This window comes from Sphingorhabdus lacus (assembly GCF_009768975.1).
Classification (GTDB): Bacteria; Pseudomonadota; Alphaproteobacteria; order Sphingomonadales; family Sphingomonadaceae; genus Sphingorhabdus_B; species Sphingorhabdus_B lacus.
The window spans coordinates 706,892-731,541 of record NZ_CP035733.1; the positions used below are offsets into that span (position 1 = coordinate 706,892).

General features: G+C 55.2%; 27 protein-coding genes, 1 tRNA gene and 1 other RNA gene. 26 read left to right on the forward strand and 3 right to left on the reverse strand.

The features are described 5' to 3' along the window. Positions 1 to 21: 21 nt before the first annotated feature. Positions 22 to 369 (reverse strand): PilZ domain-containing protein, encoded by a 348-nt coding sequence (locus EUU25_RS03255; RefSeq protein ID WP_246162883.1) that lies wholly within the window; start codon positions 367 to 369, stop codon positions 22 to 24. Between the two features lie 138 nt (positions 370 to 507). On the opposite strand from EUU25_RS03255, the gene ffs reads away from it, so the two are divergent. The 5 genes from ffs to EUU25_RS03280 all read left to right on the forward strand — a co-directional run bounded on the left by ffs (position 508) and on the right by EUU25_RS03280 (position 5,778). Continuing rightward, positions 508 to 602: signal recognition particle sRNA small type (ffs, locus tag EUU25_RS03260), an RNA gene on the forward strand. A 162-nt stretch (positions 603 to 764) separates the two neighbouring features. Further along, the gene (locus tag EUU25_RS03265) at positions 765 to 2,381 is read left to right on the forward strand and encodes a DNA polymerase III subunit gamma/tau (RefSeq protein ID WP_246162971.1); all 1,617 of its coding nucleotides are present in this window, start codon (positions 765 to 767) and stop codon (positions 2,379 to 2,381) included. Next, positions 2,378 to 2,713, forward strand: coding sequence for a YbaB/EbfC family nucleoid-associated protein (locus tag EUU25_RS03270; RefSeq protein WP_158898250.1), 336 nt, complete (start codon positions 2,378 to 2,380; stop codon positions 2,711 to 2,713). Before EUU25_RS03265 ends, EUU25_RS03270 begins: the two co-directional genes overlap by 4 nt. Before the next feature lie 197 nt (positions 2,714 to 2,910). Further along, a complete protein-coding gene (gene lon / locus EUU25_RS03275; RefSeq protein WP_158898252.1) occupies positions 2,911 to 5,310 on the forward strand; it encodes an endopeptidase La in 2,400 nt (799 codons plus the stop codon). Between the two features lie 195 nt (positions 5,311 to 5,505). After that, positions 5,506 to 5,778 (forward strand): HU family DNA-binding protein, encoded by a 273-nt coding sequence (locus EUU25_RS03280; RefSeq protein WP_143775716.1) that lies wholly within the window; start codon positions 5,506 to 5,508, stop codon positions 5,776 to 5,778. A 129-nt stretch (positions 5,779 to 5,907) separates the two neighbouring features. On the opposite strand, the gene EUU25_RS03285 is transcribed toward EUU25_RS03280, so the two are convergent. Next, entirely contained in the window at positions 5,908 to 6,156 is a 249-nt protein-coding gene (locus EUU25_RS03285) for a hypothetical protein (RefSeq protein ID WP_158898254.1), read from the reverse strand. Positions 6,157 to 6,334: 178 nt separating this feature from the next. Beyond that, positions 6,335 to 6,739 (reverse strand): hypothetical protein, encoded by a 405-nt coding sequence (locus tag EUU25_RS03290; RefSeq protein WP_158898256.1) that lies wholly within the window; start codon positions 6,737 to 6,739, stop codon positions 6,335 to 6,337. Between the two features lie 207 nt (positions 6,740 to 6,946). Between EUU25_RS03290 and rpsB the strand changes: the two genes are divergently transcribed. From rpsB to EUU25_RS03390, 21 genes are all read left to right on the forward strand, one after another. Next, on the forward strand, positions 6,947 to 7,753 hold the full coding sequence (gene rpsB, locus EUU25_RS03295; RefSeq protein WP_158898258.1) for a 30S ribosomal protein S2: 807 nt from the start codon (positions 6,947 to 6,949) through the stop codon (positions 7,751 to 7,753). A 152-nt stretch (positions 7,754 to 7,905) separates the two neighbouring features. After that, positions 7,906 to 8,832, forward strand: a complete 927-nt coding sequence (tsf, locus tag EUU25_RS03300; protein ID WP_158898260.1) for a translation elongation factor Ts — start codon at positions 7,906 to 7,908, stop codon at positions 8,830 to 8,832. 126 nt (positions 8,833 to 8,958) lie between these two features. After that, positions 8,959 to 9,684, forward strand: a complete 726-nt coding sequence (pyrH, locus tag EUU25_RS03305; protein ID WP_158898262.1) for a UMP kinase — start codon at positions 8,959 to 8,961, stop codon at positions 9,682 to 9,684. Positions 9,685 to 9,687: 3 nt separating this feature from the next. Continuing rightward, positions 9,688 to 10,245 carry a ribosome recycling factor gene (gene frr, locus EUU25_RS03310; RefSeq protein WP_158898264.1) on the forward strand — a complete coding sequence of 186 codons (558 nt, stop codon included), beginning with the start codon at positions 9,688 to 9,690 and terminating at the stop codon, positions 10,243 to 10,245. A 43-nt stretch (positions 10,246 to 10,288) separates the two neighbouring features. Then, positions 10,289 to 11,011 carry a polyprenyl diphosphate synthase gene (gene uppS, locus EUU25_RS03315; protein ID WP_158898266.1) on the forward strand — a complete coding sequence of 241 codons (723 nt, stop codon included), beginning with the start codon at positions 10,289 to 10,291 and terminating at the stop codon, positions 11,009 to 11,011. Then, on the forward strand, positions 11,008 to 11,700 hold the full coding sequence (locus tag EUU25_RS03320) for a phosphatidate cytidylyltransferase (protein ID WP_158898269.1): 693 nt from the start codon (positions 11,008 to 11,010) through the stop codon (positions 11,698 to 11,700). Before uppS ends, EUU25_RS03320 begins: the two co-directional genes overlap by 4 nt. Then, positions 11,697 to 12,863, forward strand: a complete 1,167-nt coding sequence (locus EUU25_RS03325) for a 1-deoxy-D-xylulose-5-phosphate reductoisomerase (protein WP_158898271.1) — start codon at positions 11,697 to 11,699, stop codon at positions 12,861 to 12,863. Before EUU25_RS03320 ends, EUU25_RS03325 begins: the two co-directional genes overlap by 4 nt. Continuing rightward, positions 12,853 to 13,974, forward strand: coding sequence for an RIP metalloprotease RseP (rseP, locus tag EUU25_RS03330; protein WP_158898273.1), 1,122 nt, complete (start codon positions 12,853 to 12,855; stop codon positions 13,972 to 13,974). The genes EUU25_RS03325 and rseP overlap by 11 nt, the downstream gene beginning before the upstream one ends. Before the next feature lie 109 nt (positions 13,975 to 14,083). Continuing rightward, the gene (bamA, locus tag EUU25_RS03335) at positions 14,084 to 16,783 is read left to right on the forward strand and encodes an outer membrane protein assembly factor BamA (protein WP_158898275.1); all 2,700 of its coding nucleotides are present in this window, start codon (positions 14,084 to 14,086) and stop codon (positions 16,781 to 16,783) included. Continuing rightward, entirely contained in the window at positions 16,783 to 17,490 is a 708-nt protein-coding gene (locus EUU25_RS03340) for an OmpH family outer membrane protein (RefSeq protein WP_158898277.1), read from the forward strand. Before bamA ends, EUU25_RS03340 begins: the two co-directional genes overlap by 1 nt. A gap of 5 nt (positions 17,491 to 17,495) precedes the next feature. Then, entirely contained in the window at positions 17,496 to 17,957 is a 462-nt protein-coding gene (gene fabZ / locus EUU25_RS03345) for a 3-hydroxyacyl-ACP dehydratase FabZ (protein WP_158898279.1), read from the forward strand. 132 nt (positions 17,958 to 18,089) lie between these two features. Then, complete coding sequence (gene rpmE, locus EUU25_RS03350; RefSeq protein WP_125230382.1) at positions 18,090 to 18,317, forward strand: 50S ribosomal protein L31; 228 nt, start codon at positions 18,090 to 18,092, stop codon at positions 18,315 to 18,317. Between the two features lie 141 nt (positions 18,318 to 18,458). Then, positions 18,459 to 18,535, forward strand: a tRNA-His gene (locus EUU25_RS03355). 111 nt (positions 18,536 to 18,646) lie between these two features. Beyond that, on the forward strand, positions 18,647 to 19,678 hold the full coding sequence (locus EUU25_RS03360; protein WP_158898281.1) for a Leu/Phe/Val dehydrogenase: 1,032 nt from the start codon (positions 18,647 to 18,649) through the stop codon (positions 19,676 to 19,678). 50 nt (positions 19,679 to 19,728) lie between these two features. Then, a complete protein-coding gene (ccmC, locus tag EUU25_RS03365; protein ID WP_158898283.1) occupies positions 19,729 to 20,445 on the forward strand; it encodes a heme ABC transporter permease CcmC in 717 nt (238 codons plus the stop codon). Next, positions 20,445 to 20,576 carry a hypothetical protein gene (locus EUU25_RS16615; RefSeq protein WP_281346871.1) on the forward strand — a complete coding sequence of 44 codons (132 nt, stop codon included), beginning with the start codon at positions 20,445 to 20,447 and terminating at the stop codon, positions 20,574 to 20,576. Before ccmC ends, EUU25_RS16615 begins: the two co-directional genes overlap by 1 nt. After that, positions 20,573 to 21,022 (forward strand): cytochrome c maturation protein CcmE, encoded by a 450-nt coding sequence (gene ccmE / locus EUU25_RS03370; protein ID WP_158898285.1) that lies wholly within the window; start codon positions 20,573 to 20,575, stop codon positions 21,020 to 21,022. The genes EUU25_RS16615 and ccmE overlap by 4 nt, the downstream gene beginning before the upstream one ends. Continuing rightward, the gene (locus EUU25_RS03375; protein ID WP_158898287.1) at positions 21,019 to 22,947 is read left to right on the forward strand and encodes a heme lyase CcmF/NrfE family subunit; all 1,929 of its coding nucleotides are present in this window, start codon (positions 21,019 to 21,021) and stop codon (positions 22,945 to 22,947) included. Before ccmE ends, EUU25_RS03375 begins: the two co-directional genes overlap by 4 nt. Continuing rightward, a complete protein-coding gene (locus EUU25_RS03380; protein ID WP_158898289.1) occupies positions 22,944 to 23,474 on the forward strand; it encodes a redoxin family protein in 531 nt (176 codons plus the stop codon). The genes EUU25_RS03375 and EUU25_RS03380 overlap by 4 nt, the downstream gene beginning before the upstream one ends. Further along, a complete protein-coding gene (locus EUU25_RS03385) occupies positions 23,474 to 23,890 on the forward strand; it encodes a cytochrome c-type biogenesis protein (RefSeq protein ID WP_158898291.1) in 417 nt (138 codons plus the stop codon). Before EUU25_RS03380 ends, EUU25_RS03385 begins: the two co-directional genes overlap by 1 nt. Beyond that, the gene (locus EUU25_RS03390) at positions 23,887 to 24,546 is read left to right on the forward strand and encodes a tetratricopeptide repeat protein (RefSeq protein ID WP_158898293.1); all 660 of its coding nucleotides are present in this window, start codon (positions 23,887 to 23,889) and stop codon (positions 24,544 to 24,546) included. Before EUU25_RS03385 ends, EUU25_RS03390 begins: the two co-directional genes overlap by 4 nt. Positions 24,547 to 24,650: the final 104 nt, after the last annotated feature.

Sequence of the window (24,650 nt, forward strand, 5' to 3'; positions counted from 1 at the left end):
TGCTGGAAACAAGTGAAAAGGTTAGCCCTGCACCGGAAAACGGGCGAGGACATTTTCCATCACGGCAAGGTTCAACAGCGTATCAAATTCGCAACCGACCATGGTGCCGTCGTTCCAGACTATCTTCGCCTGCAAAGCCGAAAGACCTGGCAAAGTTAGCCAAATGCGAGTGCCGGCGGACATCCCGGTCAGCGCCTCACAGGCAACGCCGGAAAGCGATAGGTCTTTCACAATTACGGAGAAGGACGGCGACCCCGAAGGACGCATTTGTGCTGGAATGTGCAGTTTGACGCGGGGCGCGCTGCGATCTTCCTGTGCAGCGTCTTCATAACGCATGTAATTTTGACCCGATATTTGCGAGATGGTCATATCCGAATCTCCCATTGTGAATAATAGGCGATAGACGGGCAGGGTGAACAAGGGGTTCCGGCATAAGGTAAAGTCTCCATTTACCATCTTTCGCGCGGGCCGCGCTTGCATTTCGGACGATCTGCCGCCATATGCGCCGCGGGAGTCGGATGGACGTGGCACTCGCCAACCTGGTCAGATCCTGACGGAAGCAGCCACAACGAATTCGCTGCGGGTCATTCGGCTCCTATTTTTCCAAATCGCTTGAGAACATTTCGACAATCCGCAAAGAGCGGCCTAACATTATTTCGATGCCTGATTCCACCACCCCTGACCTCGCCGCGCGCGACCCGGATATGCCCGATGATGCCTTGGGTCTGGGGCTCGATGTGCCTGCCCCTGAGAAGCCAGCGGCGATGGGTGGCGCTGCATACCGGGTACTAGCCCGTAAATACCGGCCACAGACATTTGCCGAACTCATCGGTCAGGATGCAATGGTGCAAACGCTGGGCAACGCGATTAAGCGCGACCGTCTGGCGCATGCCTTTTTGATGACCGGTGTGCGCGGGGTAGGCAAAACATCGACCGCGCGCCTGATTGCCAAGGCCTTGAACTGCATTGGCCTCGATGGTCAGGGAGGTCCCACGATTGACCCATGCGGCCAATGTGAACCTTGTGTCGCGATTGCAGAGGGGCGCCACATCGACGTTATCGAAATGGACGCGGCAAGCCATACTGGCGTTGACGATGTCCGGGAGATTATCGAGGCGGTGCGCTATTCGGCTGTGTCCGCGCGCTACAAGATTTACATCATCGACGAAGTCCACATGCTATCCAAAAACGCGTTCAACGCGTTACTTAAGACGTTGGAAGAGCCGCCGGGCCATGTGAAGTTTCTCTTTGCGACGACCGAAGTGAACAAAGTTCCAATCACCGTATTGTCACGTTGCCAGCGGTTTGACCTGAAGCGAATTCCAACAGAACTGCTCGCCAGCCATTTTGCAGATATTGCGCAAAAGGAATCTGTTGAGGCGGAGGTAGATGCCCTGACCTTAGTTGCGCAGGCTGCCGAAGGTTCGGTGCGCGACGGCTTGTCGATATTGGATCAGGCAATTGCCCATGCCGATATGGATGGCGACGGTAAAGTGACCGCCGCACAGGTGCGTGACATGCTAGGCCTTTCGGACCGAGGTGCGATCCGTCGTCTGTTTGCGCTGATATTGGCGGGCGACGCACAGGCGATGCTGGCGGAAGCAAAGAACCAGTATAATTTGGGCGTCGAACCGCTTGCGATGTTTGCGGGGCTTTTATCTGAAGTGCATCGGTTGACCTTGGCAAAGGTCGGCACGCCGCACGACGGTGCACTAGACGCCGAGGCTTCCGCGTTGGCCGAGGATCAGGCCGACCGCCTCTCATTTCCGATTCTTCACCGATTGTGGCAATTATTGCTGAAGGGGCAGGAGGAGGTGGCACGGGCTGCTGTTCCTCTGGATGCAGCCGACATGGCTCTGCTTCGCGTGATTCACGCAGCTACGCTTCCAGATCCGGGTGAGCTTGCTAAAATGGTGGCGCATGGCAGCTTTACGTCCGCGCCTCCGGCGTCTGCCCCTACCGCTCTCGATATCCCTACGACACCTAATGTGACATCTCTGATACCCGCCGACTTTCCGGCGCTACTGGACCGTTTGGCGCGCGACGGATTTGTCAGTCTGGAAATGACTTTGCGCGATGTAATTCGGTTGGTCGAATATGCTCCGCCGTTGCTCGCATATCAATTGGCGGGGCCAGTACCTCCGTCTTTCGTTCCGGAGCTACGAGACGCTTTAGCTAAGGTTACAGGCACTCGGTGGGATTTGGAAGAAAGAAGCGGCGAAGCCCAGCCTAGCCTGCTGGAGCAGGAACAGGCGGTAGCCGAAGCAGGCCGACGTGCAATATTGGAATCCCCCTTGGTAAAGGCTGCATTTGCAGCTTTTCCCGAAGCTGAACTGCTCGACAGCGACGAGAGTGAATCACAATGGAGTAAACGTGCATGAAGAGCATGGAAGACATGATTAAGGCTGCTCAGGAAGCAGCGCAGAATATCCAGAAACAAATGGAGCAAGCGCAGGCAACTCTCGATACAATCGAAGTCGAAGGCGTCTCGGGTGGCGGCCTCGTCAAGGTGCGTGCGACCGCCAAGGGACGCATATTAGGTGTGGCGATTGACGATAGTTTGATCGTACCTGCCGACAAAACAATGCTTGAAGATCTCATCACCGCTGCCTTCAACGATGCACGTGATAAAGCAGACGCCGCCAGCAATGCAGAAATGGGCAAGATGTCGAGTGGATTGCCGTTGCCGGCGGGGTTCAAATTGCCCTTTTGATCGGAAGTTTCCCTCTGCCGCTTGCAACATTTCGTGGGCGGCAGAGTTGGACAGCGCCAAATTTTAGCGCAGAACCAAGCTTTTCCCCAACAAATCGGCGGCATTCAACGTAAATTCATTGAAAGCAGAGGAAAAGCGCACATATTGCACCTCAACACAGCTTGTTGCCGCATTCGGGACAGCTCATTGGAGTTAATATGGAACTAAATCTCCCGCTATTGCCGCTGCGCGATATCGTAGTATTCCCTGGCATGATTGTGCCGCTTTTTGTTGGTCGGGATAAATCTGTCGTCGCGTTGGAAAAAGCGATGGCCGCCAACAAAGAAATCTTTCTGGTTGCGCAACTCGACCCTGCCGAAGATGATCCTGGCAAGGACGATCTGTATGACATCGGTGTAACGGCATCCATCATGCAGCTTCTCAAATTGCCGGACGGTACTGTTCGTGTTCTGGTCGAAGGTAAAAGCCGCGCCGAACTGCGCGATGTCGTCGAGCGTGGCAGCGATTATGTTGAAGCAGGTGTGCGCCTGATTGAAGAGCAGATCGCCGAAGGTCCAGAAGCTACCGCCCTGATGCGGTCAGTGACCGAGCAGTTCGAGCAATATTCAAAACTGAACAAAAAAATGCCTGCAGAAACGGCGGTGCAACTGTCGGAAATCGAAACGCCATCGGCGCTGGCTGATGCGGTGGCAGCCAATATTCAACTGAAAGTGTCGGATAAGCAGTCCCTTTTGGTCGAAGCAAACCCGCTGCGTCGTCTAGAGATGGCCTTTGCTTTCATGGAAGGCGAATTGGGCGTACTCCAGGTCGAGAAGAAAATCCGTGGTCGCGTAAAGCGGCAGATGGAGAAGACCCAGCGCGAATATTATCTGAATGAACAGATGAAGGCGATTCAGCGCGAACTCGGCAATGACGAAGGTGAAGGCGGCGACGAGATTGCCGAGCTTCAGACGAAGATCGACACATTGAAGTTGTCGAAAGAAGCCAAGGCCAAAGCCAATGCGGAGTTGAAGAAGCTGCGTGGCATGGCGCCGATGTCCGCTGAAGCGACCGTTGTCCGCAACTATCTGGATACTCTACTCGGTATTCCATGGGGTAAAAAGTCCAAGTTGAAACGGGATATCGCAAAGGCACAAGATGTGCTCGACGCGGACCATTTTGCTCTCGAAAAGGTCAAGGACCGGATCGTTGAATATCTGGCAGTGCAGGCGCGCACTAATAAGCTGAAGGGGCCGATCTTGTGTCTCGTCGGTCCTCCGGGTGTAGGTAAAACATCGCTCGGCAAATCAATTGCCAAGGCGACCGGACGTGAATTCATCCGCCAGTCTTTGGGTGGCGTGCGTGATGAAGCTGAAATTCGTGGTCACCGTCGTACCTATATCGGTTCGATGCCGGGTAAGGTTGCCGCCAATCTGAAAAAGGCGGGGACGATGAACCCTCTTTTCCTTCTCGACGAGATCGACAAGCTCGGACAGGATTTCCGCGGCGATCCGGCCTCCGCACTGTTGGAAGTGCTCGATCCGGAGCAGAACAACAAATTCAACGACCATTATCTGGAAATCGATCTGGATTTGTCCGATGTCATGTTCGTGACAACAGCGAACAGCATGAACTTGCCGCAGGCGTTGTTGGACCGCATGGAGATTATCCGTCTGGAAGGTTATACCGAGGATGAAAAGCTGGAAATCGCAAAGCGGCATCTGCTGGATAAGCAGGTTGAAGCGCACGGCCTGAAGGCCGACGAATTCTCTGTAACCGACGATGCGCTTCGTGACTTGATCCGCTTTTATACTCGCGAAGCGGGCGTACGTACGTTGGAACGTGAAATAGCCAAGCTGGCGCGTAAAGCGTTGCGGCGTATCCTTGAAGGCAAGGCGGAAAAGGTTGAAATTACTCCGGATAATCTCGCCGATTTTTCAGGAGTACGGAAATACCGCCATGGTATTGGCGAGGAGGAAAACCAGATCGGTGCCGTGACCGGATTGGCATGGACCGAAGTTGGCGGTGAACTGCTGACGATTGAAGCGGTGACCGTTCCGGGTAAAGGCCAGATCAAGACGACTGGTAAGCTTGGTGAAGTGATGAGCGAGTCAATTCAAGCTGCATTGTCCTATGTAAAGGCACGCGCGCCAAGCTATGGGATTAAGCCCAGCTTGTTTGGCCGCAAGGACGTGCACATCCACCTTCCCGAAGGTGCTGTGCCAAAAGACGGACCATCTGCTGGTGTCGGTATGGTGACCTGTATTGTGTCGACACTAACGGGTATTGCCGTCCACCGTGACGTTGCCATGACGGGCGAAGTCACTCTGCGCGGACGGGTGCTGCCCATTGGTGGATTGAAGGAAAAGCTGCTTGCGGCCTTGCGGGGTGGTATCAAAACCGTCCTTATCCCGCAGGAAAATGAGAAAGACCTGGCAGATATTCCTGCGAATATAAAGAAAGGTCTGGAAATCATTCCCGTAAGCCATGTCGATCAGGTGCTTGCACGGGCACTTGTATCGCCCTTGATTGCTGTCGAATGGACCGAAGCAGACGAATTGGCGGCGGCTTTGCCTCCGGCAATTGGTGGCGAAAATGGTGCATCGGTAACGCATTGAGGGCGCTTCCCGGGGTGTAGAAGTGCAAGTGACGTCAGAACGTCGTGTTTTTCACAGAAAATGACGGTTTTATGCCGATATTTCCTTTGACAGCGCGCACATTCTCATCATTATCCCGCCACCGGCCCACGCCGCGACTCAATTAAACAATAAATGAGTCTATTACATATTCTTTTTGAGAGGGGGGTTCCCAGTATGAACAAACAAGATCTCGTAAATGCAGTAGCCGACGCAAGCGGTTTGACCAAAGCGGATGCAGGTAAAGCTGTTGAAGCAACTTTTGACGCCATCACCGGTGCTCTGAAGAAAGGCGGAGAAGTTCGCCTCGTTGGTTTCGGTACCTTTGGCGTAGCAAAACGCAAGGCATCGACCGGCCGCAACCCACGTACGGGTGAGCCGATGACCATCAAGGCATCGACCCAGCCCAAATTCAAGGCTGGCAAGGCTCTTAAGGACGCAGTGAACTAAGCTTCACTTTTTGTTTTTGGAGAAGAGGGCGGGGCGTAAGCTTCCGCCCTTTTCTTTATGGTGCTGCGGCGTACGGGCATAAAAAAAAGCGCCCGAAGGCGCTTCTTTTAAAATTCGGAATGTACCCGCTCAGGCGGCGAGAAGAATATCCGCAGGCATGGTTGCCTTGCGCGGAAAGGCAATTACCTCTGCAGCTGGTTGAGGCTTGCGGCCCCTGATTTCACCGAATGTAATGCGGCGTTCAATGGCAACTGAGGGAGCGAATTCCATATCGATCACCTCGATTATACGCGGCATTGCCTTCGAAAAGGTGAGGACGATTACAGCTACCGATGCAATAAGGGCGATAGCAAATAGGAGGGAAGCAATGAGGGTCATGGCACTGGTCCTTTCTGTCCCCCATGTCGTCTATAAAGGGGGTTAGCTTGCTGTTTTATGAACGACTTGCGTTCTATGTTCTCTATATGTTCTTTTTTGTCAAGCGCTATTATGTCCCGGTAATCCTCTGGAATAATATGTGGATTACCTGTGGATAACTAAGTTCGACGGAAAAGGTTCAATTCGCACGTTGTTTCGACCGCCGCTCGGCAAACCACTGCTGCAACATTTTTTGTGTGCAGCCAGTAAATCCGCCCGATCCATTCACCGAACAGCTGTTGGGCCGAAGGTCTGCAGCAAACGAGTCAAGTGCATTCACCGCTGACGACCAGGACCGGTCCGTGACGACTTGCTCCTTCCTACGTAGAGCAACAGGTATACGGTAACGTTCGTTTTCCGGTACAGTGGCACAGACGACGATTTCATCACCTTCCGGTTCGCGGCATTTTTCGTCTCCAATGGCGACCAGAAACGATATCCGCTCTGGCATTTCAGATGGGGAAGGAACGACCTCATCCTGAGCGAGCGCGTAACCCGAAGATAGAAAGGCACTGGCCATTAGAAAGGACTTTAAAACGGCCATCGTGATTCTCCTTTTGGTGGGGTAACAGCAGGTAGCTGCGGGTGGTGAACCTCCTATTAATCGGCTTTAACGCTTGACGAATCCCGCATTGCTCTCTAACGGCCCGCTCATTCCACATGGGGGACAACCATACCGGTGCGGATCGCACCCTTTTAGGGTTGTGTGATGTTCTCGTCCCCCAGAGGCTCAACCGGAAGGAGAAGTACCATGGCGGCACCTGTCGTTACCATGCAGCAATTGCTTGAAGCTGGGGCCCATTTCGGCCACCAAACACACCGTTGGAACCCGCGTATGAAGCCGTATATCTTCGGCGCGCGCAACGGCATCCACATTCTTGACCTGTCGCAGTCTGTGCCTTTGTTTGCACGCGCGCTCGACTTCGTCGCACAGACCGTCGCTTCAGGGGGCAAGGTTCTGTTTGTCGGCACCAAGCGTCAGGCGCAGGGTCCGATCGCGGACGCAGCACGCGCTTCGGGTCAGCATTTCGTCAACCATCGCTGGCTGGGCGGCATGCTCACCAACTGGAAGACCATCTCCAACTCGATCAAAAAGCTGAAAACGCTTGAAGAGCAGCTCTCCGGCGACACGCATGGCTTCACCAAGAAGGAAATCCTTCAGATGACCCGCGAGCGTGACAAGCTTGAAATGAGCTTGGGCGGTATTCGCGATATGGGTGGCATTCCCGACGTGATGTTCGTAATCGACGCCAACAAGGAAGAACTCGCCATCAAGGAAGCAAATGTTCTGGGTATTCCCGTGATCGCGATCCTCGATTCGAACGTTTCGCCGGACGGCATTGCGTTCCCTGTTCCTGCCAATGACGACGCGGCACGGGCCATCCGTCTTTATTGCGAAGCTATTGCCACCGCATCGAGCAAGGGCAATGTCAGTGCTAAGGTTGCCAAGGGCGTTGATCTGGGTGCGGAAGTCGAACCGGACGCAGAACCTGCGTTGGTCGAAGAAGCACCCGTTGCCGAAGCAGCTGCTGAAGAAGCACCTGCAACCGAAGCGTAACACGAATTTGTCATTGCCGCATGTGCGGCGACCCAAAGCCTGAAGTGGCAGCATTAGGCTGGTCTTCAGGCCAAGGACCCCGCCCGGTCGGGGATGACGTGTTAAAAGCCGGGGCCTTGTGCTCCGCTACACCTATTTGAAAGGACAAAACCATGTCTGCAATTACTGCTGCTGCCGTCAAGGAACTGCGTGAGCTTTCCGGCGCTGGCATGATGGACGCCAAGAAGGCGCTTGAAGAAACCGGCGGAAATATGGAAGCCGCTGTCGACCTTCTGCGCGCAAAAGGCCTCGCCACTGCTGCAAAGAAATCGAGCCGTACGGCCGCTGAAGGTCTCGTAGGCGTTGCTGTAGAAGGCACAAAGGGTACCGCGGTTGAAGTCAACAGCCAGACCGACTTTGTTGCCAAGAACGAACAGTTCCAGGATTTCGTCACCACCGTGACCGGCGTTGCGCTTGGTCTGGGTGCCAATGATCCCGAAGCCGTTCTCGCTGCGCCTTATGGCAATGGCGAAACTGTTCAGGAAAAGCTGACCAACAATATCGCGACCATCGGTGAAAACCAGGTCATCCGTCGGGTTAAGTCGCTGTCGGTTAGCAATGGCCGCGTTGTTTCCTATGTCCACAACGCAGCGGCTCCCGGCATGGGCGGTATCGGCGTTCTTGTGGCACTTGAAAGCGAAGCTGACGCGTCGGCACTCGATGCTCTCGGTCGGCAACTCGCGATGCACATAGCCGCGGCATTCCCGCTGGCGCTGGACGAAAGCGGCCTCGATGTAGACACTCTGGAGCGTGAGCGCGGGATTGCACGCGAAAAGGCTTCGGAAAGCGGCAAGCCTGCCGATATCGTCGAAAAGATGGTTGAAGGTGCCGTGAAGAAGTTTGCTAAAGAAAACGCACTGCTCAGCCAGTTGTTCGTTATCGACGGCAAGACCGCGATTGCCGAAGTTGTTGCTGCAGCCGGCAAGGAAGCTGGCAAGCCGATCGTGTTGAAGGATTATGTCCGCTTCCAGCTTGGCGAAGGCATCGAAAAGGAAGTTTCCGACTTTGCTGCCGAAGTTGCAGCCGCTGTTGGAGCCTAAGCAAGGATAAGGACGGTCCCTTCAAGGGCTGTCCACCTTTTGCATTTGGGTGGTTTATACACTTGGCGATGTGGCGTGCGGCTCCTATAGCTGTACGCCATTATCGTATCGGGGATTGAGGATCATATGGGCGCAACCGGCTATCGCCGCATCCTGCTGAAATTGTCGGGCGAAGTTTTAATGGGCGAGCAGTCCTTTGGCATCGACCCAGACACCGTTGCGCGTGTTGCCGAAGAGGTCAAGGCGGCCAAAGACACAGGTCTGCAGCTTTGCCTTGTGATTGGCGGAGGGAATATCTTCCGTGGTATGGCCGGCGCCGCCAAAGGCATGGACCGGGCACAAGCTGACTATATGGGCATGCTTGCGACCGTGATGAATGCACTCGCGATGCAGAATGCGCTGGAACAGCTGGGCGTTCCCACGCGAGTGCAATCGGCAATCGAGATGGACAAGGTATGTGAACCTGTCATCCGCCGCCGTGCTGAACGCCATCTTGAAAAAGGGCGGATTGTGATCTTTGCCGCCGGTGTCGGCGCACCTTATTTTACTACCGACAGCGGCGCTGCCTTGCGCGCAGCCGAAATGAAATGCGATGCCTTGTTCAAGGGCACATCGGTCGACGGCGTCTATGACGCCGATCCGAAGAAGGTTGCAACCGCCACCCGTTATGAAACATTATCTTACGACCGCGTGCTTTCAGACAATCTGAAAGTGATGGACGCCAGCGCGGTCGCCTTGTGCCGGGACAATGACATTCCGATTGTTGTGTTTTCGATCCGCGAGCAAGGCAATATTCTGAAAGTGCTCGACGGAAGTGGCACGTTCACAGTGGTAGAAAGCGAAGGAAAGTAAATCATGCCGCAATATGACAAAACCGATGTCGAACGTCGCATGAAGGGCGCAGTCGAATCACTAAAGAGCGATCTGAGCGGTCTGCGGACCGGACGCGCCAATGTGACCCTGCTCGATCCAGTCGTCGTTGAAGTTTATGGCTCCAACATGCCGTTGAACCAAGTAGCTACGGTTAGCGCGCCGGAACCCCGCATGTTGACCGTCCAAGTGTGGGACCGGTCGAACATCACACCAGTCGAAAAAGCAATTCGCTCCGCTGGCCTGGGTCTGAACCCGATCACCGACGGCCAAACGCTGCGCCTGCCGATTCCCGATCTGACCGAGGAGCGCCGTCGTGAATTGGCAAAGCTCGCAGGACAATATGCGGAAAAGGCGAAAATTGCGATCCGCAATGTGCGCCGCGACGCCAATGACGGCCTGAAGACCGACGAGAATAAGAAGGAAATCAGCGAGGATGAGCGCAAGCGCCTCGAAACCGAAGTGCAGAAGATGACTGATGAAATGATCAAAGCGGTCGACGATGCAGCGACGCACAAAGAAAAGGAAATCATGAGCCAGTGATCTTGGCTTCAACTTCCTCTTTTTTTGGACGCCTGGCCGGGTAATGGGCGCCGTTGCCGCCACCACCACGGCCCGCGTTGAAGCAGGCACCGGCCAGATGCCGCGTCACGTCGCGATCATCATGGATGGCAATGGCCGATGGGCCAAAAAGCGGATGTTGCCTCGTGCTATGGGGCATAAAAAGGGCGTCGAAACCGTGCGCAATATCGTCCGTGCGGCAGGTGAACTTGGTTTGGAAGCGCTGAGCCTCTATGCCTTTTCCAGTGAGAATTGGAAGCGGCCCGAGGACGAAATTAGTGATTTAATGGGTCTGATGCGCAGCTTTATCAAATCCGACATAGACGAATTTACCGCTAACGACGTTCGTCTAAAGATTATCGGCAATTACCGTGCGTTGGCCCCTGATATTGTCGATATGCTCGACGATGCACTGGAACGTACAGCGAAGAACAGCAGAACGACATTGGCAGTGGCGTTGAACTACGGATCACAGGACGAGTTAGTGCGCGCGGCGCAAGCTGCCGCCGCACAAGGGGCAATTACGGCTCAGTCGATTGAGGCCAATCTCGACACTGCCGATATGCCGCCTTTAGATCTCTTGATCCGCACCTCCGGCGAACAACGCCTGTCGAACTTCATGTTGTGGCAGGCGGCTTACGCCGAATTCTGGTTTACTGAAACGCTTTGGCCTGATTTCACCAAAGCGGAACTGGCACGGGCTCTTGACGAATTTGCCGGCCGCGAAAGGCGTTTTGGCGGCCGATGAACGAAGCTCAAGCGCCGATTCCAAAGCCGCGCTCCGACCTCGGCATCCGCACGCTTTCGGGCGTGGTAATGATGCTGGTGGCCGCAGGGGCAATTTGGATCGGCGGACCGGTTTTTGCAATTTTCATAGCCCTGATTACCGTCGGATTATTATTCGAATGGACTAAATTGGTCCTAGAACTAACACCTAACCCTGTTGCGCGGTTTTTCTGGATATTGGGTGGTCTGGCCTATGTGGGGCTGGCGACAGCTTTCCTTGTTTTTCTCCGCGAATTTGCCGAAATCTATATTCTTTTGGGGCTAATCGGCCTTGTTATCTCGACCGATACAGGCGCCTATTTTGCGGGCCGTACTTTCGGTGGACCGAAAATCGCACCGGCCATCAGCCCATCCAAAACCTGGTCTGGGCTGTTGGGTGGAATGACGGCATCGGCGCTTTTTCTTAGCATTTTGGGTCACAACACCGAAGGCTTTGCCTTGTGGCAGCCGCTGACCGGTGCGGGGCTAGCGGTTGTGGCGCAGGCAGGCGACTTTTTCGAAAGCTGGATGAAGAGACGGGCAGGGGTCAAGGACTCGGGTAATCTGATTCCTGGCCATGGTGGCCTTCTTGACCGCGCGGACGGTCTGGTCGCCGTTTTGTGCATGACCGCCTTGCTTGTCGTGATATTACAGATGACAGGCCAGCCATGACTCGCTCCATTTCGATCTTTGGCGCAACCGGTTCCGTCGGCCTTTCCACACTCGACCTTGTTCGCCAGCATCGCGATTCGTTCAGGGTCGTGGCGCTTACCGCCAATGGCAATGCTGCAAAGCTTGCGGCACTCGCACAGGAATTCGACGCCGATCTGGCGGTAGTCGCCGAAGAGGAAGCATATCCGGCACTCAAGTCGGCACTCGCAGGTACACGGACCGAGGCGGCGGCAGGGGCTGACGCACTGGTTGCAGCGGCACAACGTGATGTGGACTGGACCATGGCCTCAATTGTAGGCTGTGCCGGACTGCCCCCGACGATGGCGGCCATTGAACAGGGCCGGACAGTCGCACTTGCCAATAAGGAAGCTCTAGTTTCGGCGGGCGATCTGATGATGGCTGCAGTCGAGCGTTCCGGTGCCACATTATTGCCTGTGGACAGCGAACATAATGCCATTTTTCAATGCCTCGCCGGTGGCAAACTGGAACATGTACGCAAGATCACCCTGACTGCAAGTGGCGGGCCATTTCGCAGCCTGTCCTACGACGCGATGCGCCATGTTACGCCTGCGCAGGCCGTAGCGCATCCCAATTGGGATATGGGTGCGAAAATCAGTGTCGATTCGGCGACTATGATGAACAAGGGTCTTGAGCTGATCGAAGCCTATCATCTGTTTCCCGTTGGCCTCGACCGTTTGGACATCTTGGTGCACCCGCAGTCGGTGATCCATTCGATGGTCGAATATCAGGATTGCTCGACACTGGCGCAACTCGGCTCGCCTGATATGCGAATTCCGATCGCGAGCGCGTTAGCTTGGCCGGAACGGATTGCCACCAACTGCCAGCCTTTAGACTTGGCAACCATTGGACAACTTACATTTGAGGCGCCCGATCTCGTGCGTTTCCCGGCGCTACGGCTTGCACGTGCAGCGATCGGCGAAGGCGGGGCAAAACCCGCAATCCTGAATGCGGCAAATGAAGTGGCGGTTGCGGCCTTCCTGAAAGAACAGATCGCGTTTCTCGATATTGTAACGTTGGTTGAGCAGACCATGACGACCTATGTTCCCGCGTCACCGGTCTCGCTTGATGATTTGTTCAGCATTGATGCAGAAGCTAGGCGCTACGCGCAGGAGCAACTAGAAAAGGTCGCATATGGAAGTTGAAACTCCCAATATTTTCCTCACCTTGCTGGCGTTTCTGATTCTGATCGGCACGCTGGTGGTGGTGCATGAGCTTGGCCATTATCTTGTCGGTCGCTGGTTCGGGGTGAAAGCGGAAAAATTTTCGATCGGTTTTGGCCCGCAGATTTATGGACGGACCGATAAGCGAGGCACTTTGTGGCGCGTCGGCGCGCTTCCGCTTGGTGGATATGTCCAATTTGCAGGCGATATGAACCCGTCGAGCCAAGCCGACGAAAGCTGGAAATCCCTGCCGAAAGCCGAGCGGAACCAGACTTTCCAGTCTAAGACGTTGTGGCAGCGCGCGCTGATCGTTTTCGCCGGGCCCGCAGTTAACTTCCTTCTGGCAATCCTGATTGCGATGGCGTTTCTGTTGGCCTTTGGAAAATCGGTAACGCCGCCGGTCGTGGATATTCTCCAGCCTAACGGTCCTGCGGCTATTGCAGGCATCGAAAAAGGCGACCGCATCTTGTCGTTCAATGGCCGTGAAATCGAGACATTCGATGAGATGGCCAACGAAATTGTGATGATACCTGGCCAGCGTGCCGTGCTGGAAATTGAACGTGACGGCCAGAAGTTGATAAAAGAAACCGATGTTGCCGTTGTCGAGGAAGTCGACCGTTTCGGCAATGAATATCGCGTTGGCCGCATTGGCATAGGTGCCACAGAGGTCGAGGTTCGGGAAGTCGGCCTTTTGGAGGCACCTTGGGCCGCTGTGGTCCAGACGGGAAATATTTTGCGGCAGCAGATGATCGGGCTAGGGCAGATTTTATCCGGTCGACGTCCGTTATCGGAGCTCGGCGGACCGCTGAAAATCGCCAAGGTTTCCGGCGAAGCTATGAGCATGGGGATTTTGACGTTTATCAGCCTGGCCGCGCTCATCTCGATTAACTTGGGGTTCATCAACCTCCTGCCAATTCCGATGCTCGATGGCGGCCATCTGCTGCTCTATGCGATTGAGGCGGTCCGCAGGCGGCCTGCGACACCGCAAGTGCAGGAATGGGCGTTTCGGGCCGGATTTGCGATGTTGGTGGGCTTTATGATTATGGTGACGTTCAACGACCTTGCATCCTTCGGCTTATTTGGTGGTGGATAGAGGTCACTGCACACTTGATTGCGGCGGCTGCTTGGGGCAGGGACGCAATCTACTCTAGCGGGCGCTGCGCCCAATCACCGGTGGGGGCCGGACATCAGATCGGATGACAATGAATTTCAAAGCTCTCGGCATATATTTGATGGGGTCCACCGCTTTGGCGGCGACCGGAACTATGACGCTGGTCACGCCTGCATTTGCTCAAGGCACGCCCGCAGCGGCTCAGCCTGCGCCCGTGGTTCAGGCCGAACAGATCCAGTCGATAACGGTGGTAGGGACACAGCGTCTCGAAGCCGATACCGTGCGTTCTTATATGCGTTTGAGGGTTGGCCAAAATTGGAGCCAGGTGGCCGCTGACCAAGCGCTAAAGGACCTGTACGCGACCGAATTATTTGCCGACGTGGCAATCCGCAACAACAGCGGCGCGGTTGTTGTTGAAGTACGTGAAAACCCCGTTGTGAACCGCATTATCCTCGAAGGAAACAAGCGGCTCAAGAACGACAAGATTGAGCCCGAAATCAAGCTCGCACCGCGCCAGATTTATTCACGGTCCAAGGTGCGTGCCGATGTGGCGCGTATCGTTGAGCTGTACAAGCGGCAAGGTCGCTTTGCGGCCACGATTGAACCCAAGCTGGTCCAGCTCGATCAGAATCGCGTTGATATCGTTTTTGAAATTACGGAAGGGCCCAAGTCCAAGGTTCAGCAAATCAACATCATCGGTAACGACAAATTCTCCGATGACCGCCTTCGCGGCGAAATGGTGACGAAACAAGCGCGTTTTTACCGCTTCTTCAGCTCGGGCACCAGCTACGACCCTGATCGTCTCGCCTTCGACCAGCAGAAACTGCGTCAATTCTACCTGACGCAAGGCTTTGCCGATTTCCGTGTGGTCTCTGCCGTTGCTGAACTGACCCCGGACAAGCAGGACTTCATCATCACCTATGTGGTCGAAGAAGGTGACCGCTATAAGTTTGGCGATGTGAAGGTCGAAAGCCAGATCCGCGATTTCGACTCCGAAAAGCTCACGGCCACGCTTCGCATGAAAAAGGGCGATTGGTACGATGCGAAGATGGTCGAAGACACGGTGGAAAGCCTGTCTGAAACCGCCGGACTGTTTGGCTATGCTTTTGCCGATGTGAACCCCAACTTTAACCGCGACAAAGAAACGCTCACCATGGGCATTACCTTTGACGTTGCGGAAAGCCAGCGCGTGTTCGTCGAGCGTATCGATATTAACGGCAATACGCTGACGCAGGACAAGGTTGTGCGCCGCGAATTCCGTCTGAATGAAGGAGATGCTTTCAACAGCATCCAAGTTAAGCGTACCGCGGACCGTATCAAGTCGTTGGGCTATTTTCAGGAAGATTTGGAAGTCGAACAGGCACAAGGCAGCGCGCCCGACCGGATCGTGCTCACCACCAATGTTGAGGAAAAGGCGACCGGCGAACTGTCGCTATCCGCTGGCTTCTCCTCGATCGAAAACTTCATTTTCCAAGGCTCGATCAAGCAGCGGAACTTCCGTGGTTTGGGTCAGGAACTGCGGACGAATATTTCCTATTCATCCTATTCCAAGTCTGCAGAAATTGGCTTCACCGAGCCCTATCTATTTGACCGCTCGATTGCGATTTCCGGCGATATCTTCCGCCGCGATCTCAATAGCTTCAACTTCTTTAATAACCAACGCAATACCACCTACGAACAAGCGACCACCGGTGCGCAAATTCGTGTTGGTGTTCCGATTAACGAATTCCTGTATTTCCAAGGGCGCTATGGCATCAGCCAAGACGATATTTCGCTCGATCGGAACCAGTTCTTCACTGATCCAGACGGCACCGGCCCGTTACCTTCAGCCTGTGACCCCGTTATCGCAGGACGCTTCTTGTGTGATGCTATCGGTAACCGTCTGACCTCATCGGTCGGCTATACCCTGCTGTACGATAACCGAGATAACCGCATCCGACCGACCCGTGGCCAAAGTTTCGGCATCAGCCAAGATTTCGCTGGCCTGGGGGGCAGTGTAAAATATATCAAAACGCGTGTAAATGCTGATAAATATTGGCGATTGTTTGGCACGAACTTCATTCTGGGGCTTTCGGCAGAAGGTGGTTACATCCACCCGCTGGAAAATCGCGGATCGAAGGCGCTGGGTATTGACGATATTCGTCTTACCGACCGTTTCTATCTCGGTGAACCGCAAATGCGCGGCTTTGATATTCGCGGCATTGGACCTCGTGTGCAGCGAGTTACGTTCAATGCTGAGTTGCAGAATGGCGTAGTAGTTAACGTGCCTGTTCTGGAGCGCAACCGCATCCAGGATGACGCGATCGGTGGCCGTTTCTATTATCTTGGCCGTGCCGAGGTCCAGATTCCGCTGGGTAGCGGTGCGAAAGAACTGGGGCTCCGTCCTTCGGTGTTTATGGATGTCGGGTCTGTATTTGGCGTAACGAAGCCGCTTCTTCAAACAGTTCCACGGCGCGAAGTTTTACCCGACCTCTCTGCGGGCGCGCCGTTGTTCTACACCGGGGCATTTGTGGTGAACCCGCCGACAACCCCTGGCGGGACGCCTATAACGACGACGACGTTGGAAACCAGCACAATAGCAACTAATCCCGACGGTTCGGCACGCACGCCAGCCCTTCAGTTTGAAGAGCGCTTCCTCGGTGATACGTGGAAACCCCGTCTGTCGGTCGGTTTCGGCGTAAACTGGAACTCCCCATTTGGTCCGTTCAGGATCGACATAGCCCGCGCATTATTAAAAGAGACGGGCGACGATACCAAATTATTTACATTCAACGTAGGGACTCAATTCTAATGAAAATTCGTAACTCCGCAATTGCGGCTGCCCTTTTGGCTGCAACCGCAATCGCCGTACCTGCTAGCGCACAAGTTGCCGGCATTGCCACGGCAGATACCTCGGTTGCCATCGCCCGTTCCAAGGCGCTTGGTGCAGGATATCAGTCGATCAGCACGCAATATGCTTCCTTCGCACAGCAGATCCAGCAAAAGCGTAAAGAAATCAACGATATCAATACGCAACTTGATACCAATAAGGACAAAGAGCTGACGCAAGCTGAGCTTGATGTTGCGATCAAGGCGAAAAGCCCGCTGCTCACGCAGATCGATACGAAGCAGAAGGAAATCAACCAGCTTCAGGACCCGATCATAAAGGCTCAGTTGTATACGGTCGAACAGATCGCCCTGAAGTATGAAGCCGCCCAGCAGGCAGTCATCACCGCAAAGAAGATCAACGTTATCCTCGCACCCGATGCCTTTGTCTGGGCACCCGATGCCGTTGACGTGACGTCGGCGATCACGGCTGAACTCGATAAGGCGATCCCTGTGGCGAATACCACTCCTCCCGCTGACTGGCGTCCTTCGCGCCAGGTCGCAGCGCTTTACCAGCAAATCCAGCAACTGTTTGATAATGCAGCCCGCCTGCAAGCCGCACAGGCCGCCGCTGGCCAGCAACAGCCTGCTGCAGCGCCTGCCGCACCTGCGCAGCAGCCCGACAGCCGCTAAACCCTATGTCGGGGGCAGATTTCAGCAATTATGATGTCCGCCGGGTCATGGCGGTGCTTCCGCACCGCTACCCCATGCTCTTGGTTGACCGCGTAGAGGAGCTTGTCGTCGACGAGCGAATCCGCGCGGTCAAAGCAGTCACAATTAATGAGGGCTTTTTCCAGGGGCATTTTCCCGGACGGCCAATCATGCCGGGCGTGCTGATTGTCGAAGCACTGGCGCAAGCTGCTGGTATTCTGGCAATGGAAAGCCTCGGCTTGGCCGGTTCGGGTAAGTTGGTCTATTTCATGGCCATCGATAATGCTAAATTCCGGGCTCCGGTGGAACCCGGCTGCCTCCTGCATCTTGATGTAACTTTTATTCAGAAGCGTCCCCGAGTGTGTAAATTTGCCGGGCGTGCGCTGATGGGCGAGACAGTCGCTGCCGAAGCGGAGTTTATGGCGATGATCGCCGACCCGCCCGCCTGATAGCATATGCTAGTGTTTGCGCTGGGACAGGGCTTTTCAACCTTGCCAAGCGCGGTACGTGCCGCTAAGGGCGGCGCTTCCGAATTTTAGGGCTTCCGGTCGGAAACCGGCGGCTGAACAAAGGAATTACACATGAAAGCCGATATTCACCCCGATTATCACATGATCAAAGTGCAGATGACCGACGGCACTGTCTTCGAAACCCGCTCCACTTGGGGCAAGGAAGGCGACACGCTGGCGCTCGACATTGATCCTACCTCGCACCCCGCTTGGACCGGTGGTTCGGGTCGTATGCTGGATACCGGCGGACGCGTTGCACAGTTCAACAAGCGTTTCGGCGGACTCAGCCTTAAGAAATAAGGGGGCGTGGGGATTATTCCCCGCGTCACATCATAGGGAAAAGTCCTTTTCGGGACCGTTCCCCATGGGGCACTCGTCGACAAGGCTTGACGCCGGACGCGAGCACCCCCTAAGGAACGCGCCTGCCTTAGTGGCGCTATGGCGATCGTAGCTCAGTTGGTTAGAGCGCTGGTTTGTGGTACCAGAGGTCGGGGGTTCGGATCCCCTCGGTCGCCCCATTTTTCCTTCGAATTTCAGGATGACAAACAGCTTGCGTAATATTATTACGCGGCTTCGCAATTTGATTCCGTCTCTCGGCTCCGGCTGCGCGACCACAAGGGGAATGAGTGATGCCCGCAATCTGGGATTTGCCTGATTTTGATTCGCACGAAGCCGTGCATCTTTTCGAAGATCGTGCGACCGGCCTTAAGGCTGTCATTGCGGTTCACTCGACCCATTTGGGACCCGCTGCGGGCGGCACTCGTTTTTGGCATTACGCCGATAGCCAGTCGGCAATCACGGATGCGCTGCGTCTGTCGCGTGGAATGAGCTATAAAAATGCAATGGCGGGTCTTTCCGCAGGTGGCGGAAAAGCGGTAATTCTTGCCAATCCGTCACGAGCCAAGCCAGCGGAACTGCTCGATGCTTTTGCGCGTGCGGTTGATTCGCTGGGTGGCAAATATATAACAGCGCAAGACGTCGGAATGTCCGAGGCCGACATGGTGCACCTTTCGAAAACAACAGCCCATGTTGCAGGCCTGCCCGACCAAGGCGGCGATCCCGGACCCTATACTTCGCGCGGCGTTTATCTGGGCGTACGGGCAGCGGCTAAACATGTGTTCGGTACGGAAGATATGCAGGGTGTGCATGTGGCCATTCAGGGCGTGGGCAGTGTCGGAGGCGGACTGGCCCGCTATCTGGCGCAGCAGGGCGCGAAACTGACGCTTGCCGATGTGGATGCCGCGCGTGCTGCGGCGCTTGCGGACGAACTTGGCGGTGTATCTGTTGCTGCCGATGCGATCATGAGCGTCGAGGCCGATATATTCAGCCCATGCGCGCTGGGTGCAATTCTGACGGAAGATTCGGTCGCTGGACTGAACGTAAAAGCCGTAGCGGGTGGCGCGAATAATCAGCTCGCGAAGGGAATCGAAGGCCGGATGTTGGCAGACCGCGGGATCCTTTATGCGCCCGACTATGTCATCAATGCAGGTGGAATCATCAATGTCTTGCGGCATATTGATTCCGCCGATGATGTGGAAATCAACCGTCGCATCGACGCGATTCCGGGCCGTCTTTCAGAAATCTGGAAGGAAAGCGATGCCAGCGGTTCCACACCTGCGGAAGTCGCTGACAAAATGGCGCAAAAGCTTATTGGCCGTTGATGTGAATCCATTGGCGTAACGCATAAGCGGTGCTAGAGGCGGGAAATAATATGCACCGCTTCGCCAATCCTGCCCGTTTCCTGCGCCTTGCAAAGCCTCTGACGCCTGCACTGTTCTGGCCGGGTCTCGTTTTGGCGCTCGGGGCCTGTTTGTGGGGCTTGTTCGCGGTGCCGACCGAACGGCTGATGGGTGATACGGTCAAGATCATCTTCGTTCACGTTCCTGCCGCATGGCTTGGCATGGGGGGATGGATGGGTATTGCGATTGCCAGTCTCGTTCAGCTTGTTTGGCGCCATCCGCTAGCAGGTATTGCGGCGCGTGCCATTGCTGTTCCCGGTGCGACGTTTGCCGCCATTTGCCTAATGACCGGGTCGATATGGGGGCGGCCCACTTGGGGAACTTGGTGGGTCTGGGATGGTCGGTTGACGTCGATGCTAGTCCTGTTTTTCTTGTATCTCGGCTATATTGCGCTCGCCAATGCGAGCAGCGAGAAAGGCGACACGAGCCGAGTAGCCGCCGTCTTCGGTATCATCGGCGCAGTGAATATCCCGATTATCAACCGATCCGTCATTTGGTGGGAAAGCCAGCATCAAAAGGCCAGCATTACGCTGGGCGGATCATCAATCGACGGTGCGTATCTGACGCCCCTATTTGTGGCGGTAGCTGGTTTCAGCCTGTTGTTTAGCGCGTTAGTTTTGATGCGGATGCGCGCAGCGCTCGCGGAAATGCGTATCGATGCGCGAATGCGCCGCATGGCGGACGACTGATGCCCCATCTGCCTTTCATCATCGCCGCTTTTTCCGTCACGGGAGTCGGCATGCTATGGCTGACCGTGTCGAGCTATCTAGCCATGCGCCGTTCAGAAGCTTTGGCTGATGATTTGAGGCAGCAACCATGAAACCCAAACATCAACGACTGGTGCTAGCCCTTGTGGCTTTCGTCGCCTTAATCGGGGCAGGCTTTATCGCCGCTGCTGCCCTGAAAGAAGAGGCATCCTATTTTTACACCCCCGCCACCATGGCCAAGGCAAAGATTGAGCCGGGTAAAGCCATCCGCCTGGGTGGGATGGTCCAAAAGGGATCGATCGTACGCGGCGCCGACGGAGTGTCGATAACCTTTATAGTGCAGGATCGCGACGCAACGCAGAAGGTCGCCTATCGCGGCATAACACCGGATCTGTTCGTCGAGGGATCGGGCGTAGTAGCCGATGGCCGTCTTGGACCGGACGGCGTTTTTGTAGCTGACAGCCTTTTAGCCAAACATGACGAAAATTACGTGCCCAAAGAATTGGCCGATATCGATATGAACACCGCCGAGCACACCAAGGACACCCTTTCGAAATGATCGCCGAAACCGGATTGGCAGCGCTATGGCTGGCGGCCGCGATGGCGATGCTGCAATTGGTTGGCGGTTTGACGCTATTGCGTGGGGAAGGGAAGTTGACGCCGCTCATCAAGCCCGCCGCGCTTGTGCAGGGTGCGTTGTGTGTGGTGTCGTTCGCATCGCTGATGTGGCTATTTTATGTCACCGACTTGTCGGTGTTGTTGGTCGCCAGCAACAGCCATATCGACAAGCCGCTGATTTTCAAGCTGGCCGGAACTTGGGGCAATCATGAAGGTTCGATGCTTCTGTGGGTGTCGGTATTGTCGCTGTCGGGTGCGGCGATTGCGTTGTTGGAAAAGCGGATTGATACGCGCACGTTGAACGCCACGTTGGCCGTGCAGGCCTTTGTAGCGCTTGGCTTTTTTGCCTTTTTGCTTTTCTCGTCCAATCCGTTCGAGCGCTTGGTCCCCGCGCCGGTCGAAGGGGCTGGGCTAAATCCACTGCTGCAAGACATCGGTCTCGCATTCCATCCGCCAACGCTTTACATTGGCTATGTAGGACTGTCGGTCGCATTTTCCTTTGCCGTCGCTGCGATGCTGACCCGGCAGGTCGGGCCAGCTTTTGCACGTGCCATGCGGCCTTGGGTGCTGGGTGCGTGGATTTTCCTGACTGTCGGTATCACAGCGGGTAGCTATTGGGCCTATTATGAACTGGGCTGGGGTGGCTGGTGGTTCTGGGATCCGGTTGAAAATGCCTCGCTCATGCCGTGGCTTGCCGCGACAGCCCTGCTGCATTCGGTCAGCGTATTGGCCACACGCAACGCATTGCGGGCATGGACGATCATGCTGGCGTTGGTAGCGTTCGCCATGTCGATGGCTGGTACTTTCCTCGTCCGTTCGGGTATCTTGACCAGCGTACACGCCTTTGCGGTCGACCCGGAGCGTGGGTCCTTCATTCTTGCACTTATGCTGATGTATACCAGCCTTGCCTTTCTGGTCTTTGCCACCCGCATCGGCACCGTAAAGCAGGGTGAACCGTTCCAGATCGTCAGCCGCGAGGGCGGCATTGTTGCCAATAACATTTTTTTGAGCGTCATACTGGCTATCGTTCTGATAGGAACGCTCTACCCTCTGGCGGCCGAGGCAATGGGGGACAAGATTTCCGTAGGCCCCCCCTATTTCAACAAAGCTACCGCGCCAATTGCATTGCTTTTAATGGTCGCCTTGCTGTTGGGACCCATGTTGCGCTGGCGGCGCGATGATTTGAAGCGGCATAAATATTGGCTTGTGGGATTTTTCGCGATTAGCCTGTGGACCGGCGTTGCCATTTGGCGCTTTGTTCCCGGTGTTGGCATCTTCCCAATTTTGGGTTTGGCCTTGTCTCTGGCCTTGGCAGTTGCCGCTTGGGTACCGCTCAAAGGCCGAAAGTTGCTGCGCACTCCTCTGCCGGTCTTCGGCATGGTAATCGCGCATTTTGGACTTGCAGTCAGCGTGTTTGGCATGGCTGCCGAATCCGGTTTTTCCCGTGAAACCCTGACGGCGCTCGCGCCTGGTGAAAGCGCCAAGGTCGCCGACTGGCAAGTCAAACTGGATGATGTGCGGCCTGTTGTGGGCGACAATTGGGTGGCTATTGAAGGGCAGTTGATTGCCCGCAAGGGTGGCAAGAAATTTACGCTCCGTCCGCAATCGCGTCAATTTTACCGCCCCGAACAACAAACGAGCGAAGCGGCGTTGCTGACACGCTGGAATGGTCAACTTTATGCGGTCATTGCCCAGCCCGATGAAAATGGTGATGGGCGCTGGCAAGTTCGCCTTTGGTGGAAGCCTTTTGTGACATTCATTTGGTTCGGTGGGTTGCTCGTCGCACTTGGAGGCGCGATTGCTTTGTTGGGCCGAATGTTTCGCCGCCCGAAAAAGCCCGCTGTTAATAAATGGGCGCGGGCATGAACCGGCCCTGGCTCCTTTGGCTGCCTTTGACCGTGGTCGCTTTTATTGGCGGTCTTGCCATCTATGGATTAGTCGTTCCGAAAGACGATATGGTGCACAGTGCAATGGTCGGCCGCAAGCTCCCCGAATTTGCGCTGCCGCCCGCTACTGTGGGGATTGAGGGGCTGTCGAACCGTGATCTTGCAGATGGAAAACCGCGACTCCTGAACATTTTCGCAAGTTGGTGCATCCCCTGCAAGGCGGAAGCCCCCTATCTGGAGGCGCTCAAGAAATCTGGGGCGGAAATCGACGCCATTGCCATTCGTGACAAGCCAGAAGACGTGGCGGCATTTCTAGCGGAATTCGGCAATCCGTTCCGGCGTATCGGTTCCGACAGTGAAATGGCGGTGCAGTTGAAACTTGGATCTTCTGGTGTTCCGGAAACATATGTCGTCGGCGGTGACGGGACGATATTGTACCAGCATATCGGCGATATTCGTGCCGAGCACGTACCGATGCTTCTGGAAAAATTGCGGGAGGCGCAGTGATGCGATTTTCGTTCTTCGTGGCTTGTGCATTGCTATTAGCGGCGGTCCCGCAAATGTCGTTTGGTCAGGGCAGTGGTCCCACGCCCGAACTTGCCAATCGTCAATTAGGCGACCCAGCACAGGAAAAGGCGGCGACCCAAGTGATGCACGCCTTGCGCTGTATACAGTGTCAGGGACAATCTATTGCTGACAGCGACGCGCCAATGGCGGCGACCATGCGTGCTGAAGTGCGGCAGCAAATCGCGGATGGTAAAAAGCCAGATGCCATCCGCCAATGGATGATTGAGCGCTATGGTGAGTGGGTGAGCTTTGAACCTGATATGAAGGGCTCGGGATTGCTGCTGTGGGCGGCCCCATTACTTTTGCTGTTTCTTGGCCTGTTTATGGCGCGCGGTCTGTTCCGGAGGAAATCATGAGCGGTTGGGTTAGTCTTGGCCTGCTGGCGGTTCTCAGCCTTGGCGCTTTGTTGGCGATCGGTCGGTTTAAAGGTGGACTGTGGCAGATTGCGGCTGCAGCTATTTTGCTCGGTATGACGGGCTATGCCTTGCAAGGCCGACCCGCGGTACCAGCTTCACCAGCCAAATCCTTGGGCGGGAAAGAGGACGCAGCTGTCCAGTTGGTCGAAATGCGTGCGGATATGGACCAGAGTTTTGGTGGCGCAAAGCGCTGGCTAGTGACGGCGGATTCTTTTGCAAAGCAGGGGGATTACCAGTTGTCCGCATCCTATATCCAAGCCGGTTTGCGGCAAAACCCGAATGATCCCGATCTATGGTCGGCTTTGGGCCTGCAGTTGATGCTGGCAAGTCAGGGGCAGATGCCCCCGCCCGCGCAATTGGCTTTCGACAAAGCAAGGGAAATACGGCCGAATTATCCGGCACCTTATTATTTTGCAGGGCTATCGCGGCTTTTTGACGGTGATCTGAATTCAGCGATTTTGCTGTGGGAAAAGGCTCTGACGCTGGCTACTCCGAAGGCGAAGTGGAAGCCACGGCTTGAGTCGCAATTGCAGGCGGCGAAAGCTTTACAAGCACAGGCCCTGACAGTGCCGCAAGTTGATAAAGCAACTAACTGATTTATATATTTAATATGCGTTAAATGCACGAACTAATGCGCAGTTGTTAAGGGGTGCAGGCCGTGCTATCGCCCGCCGCCCGTGCTTATATATTCATTGCATTT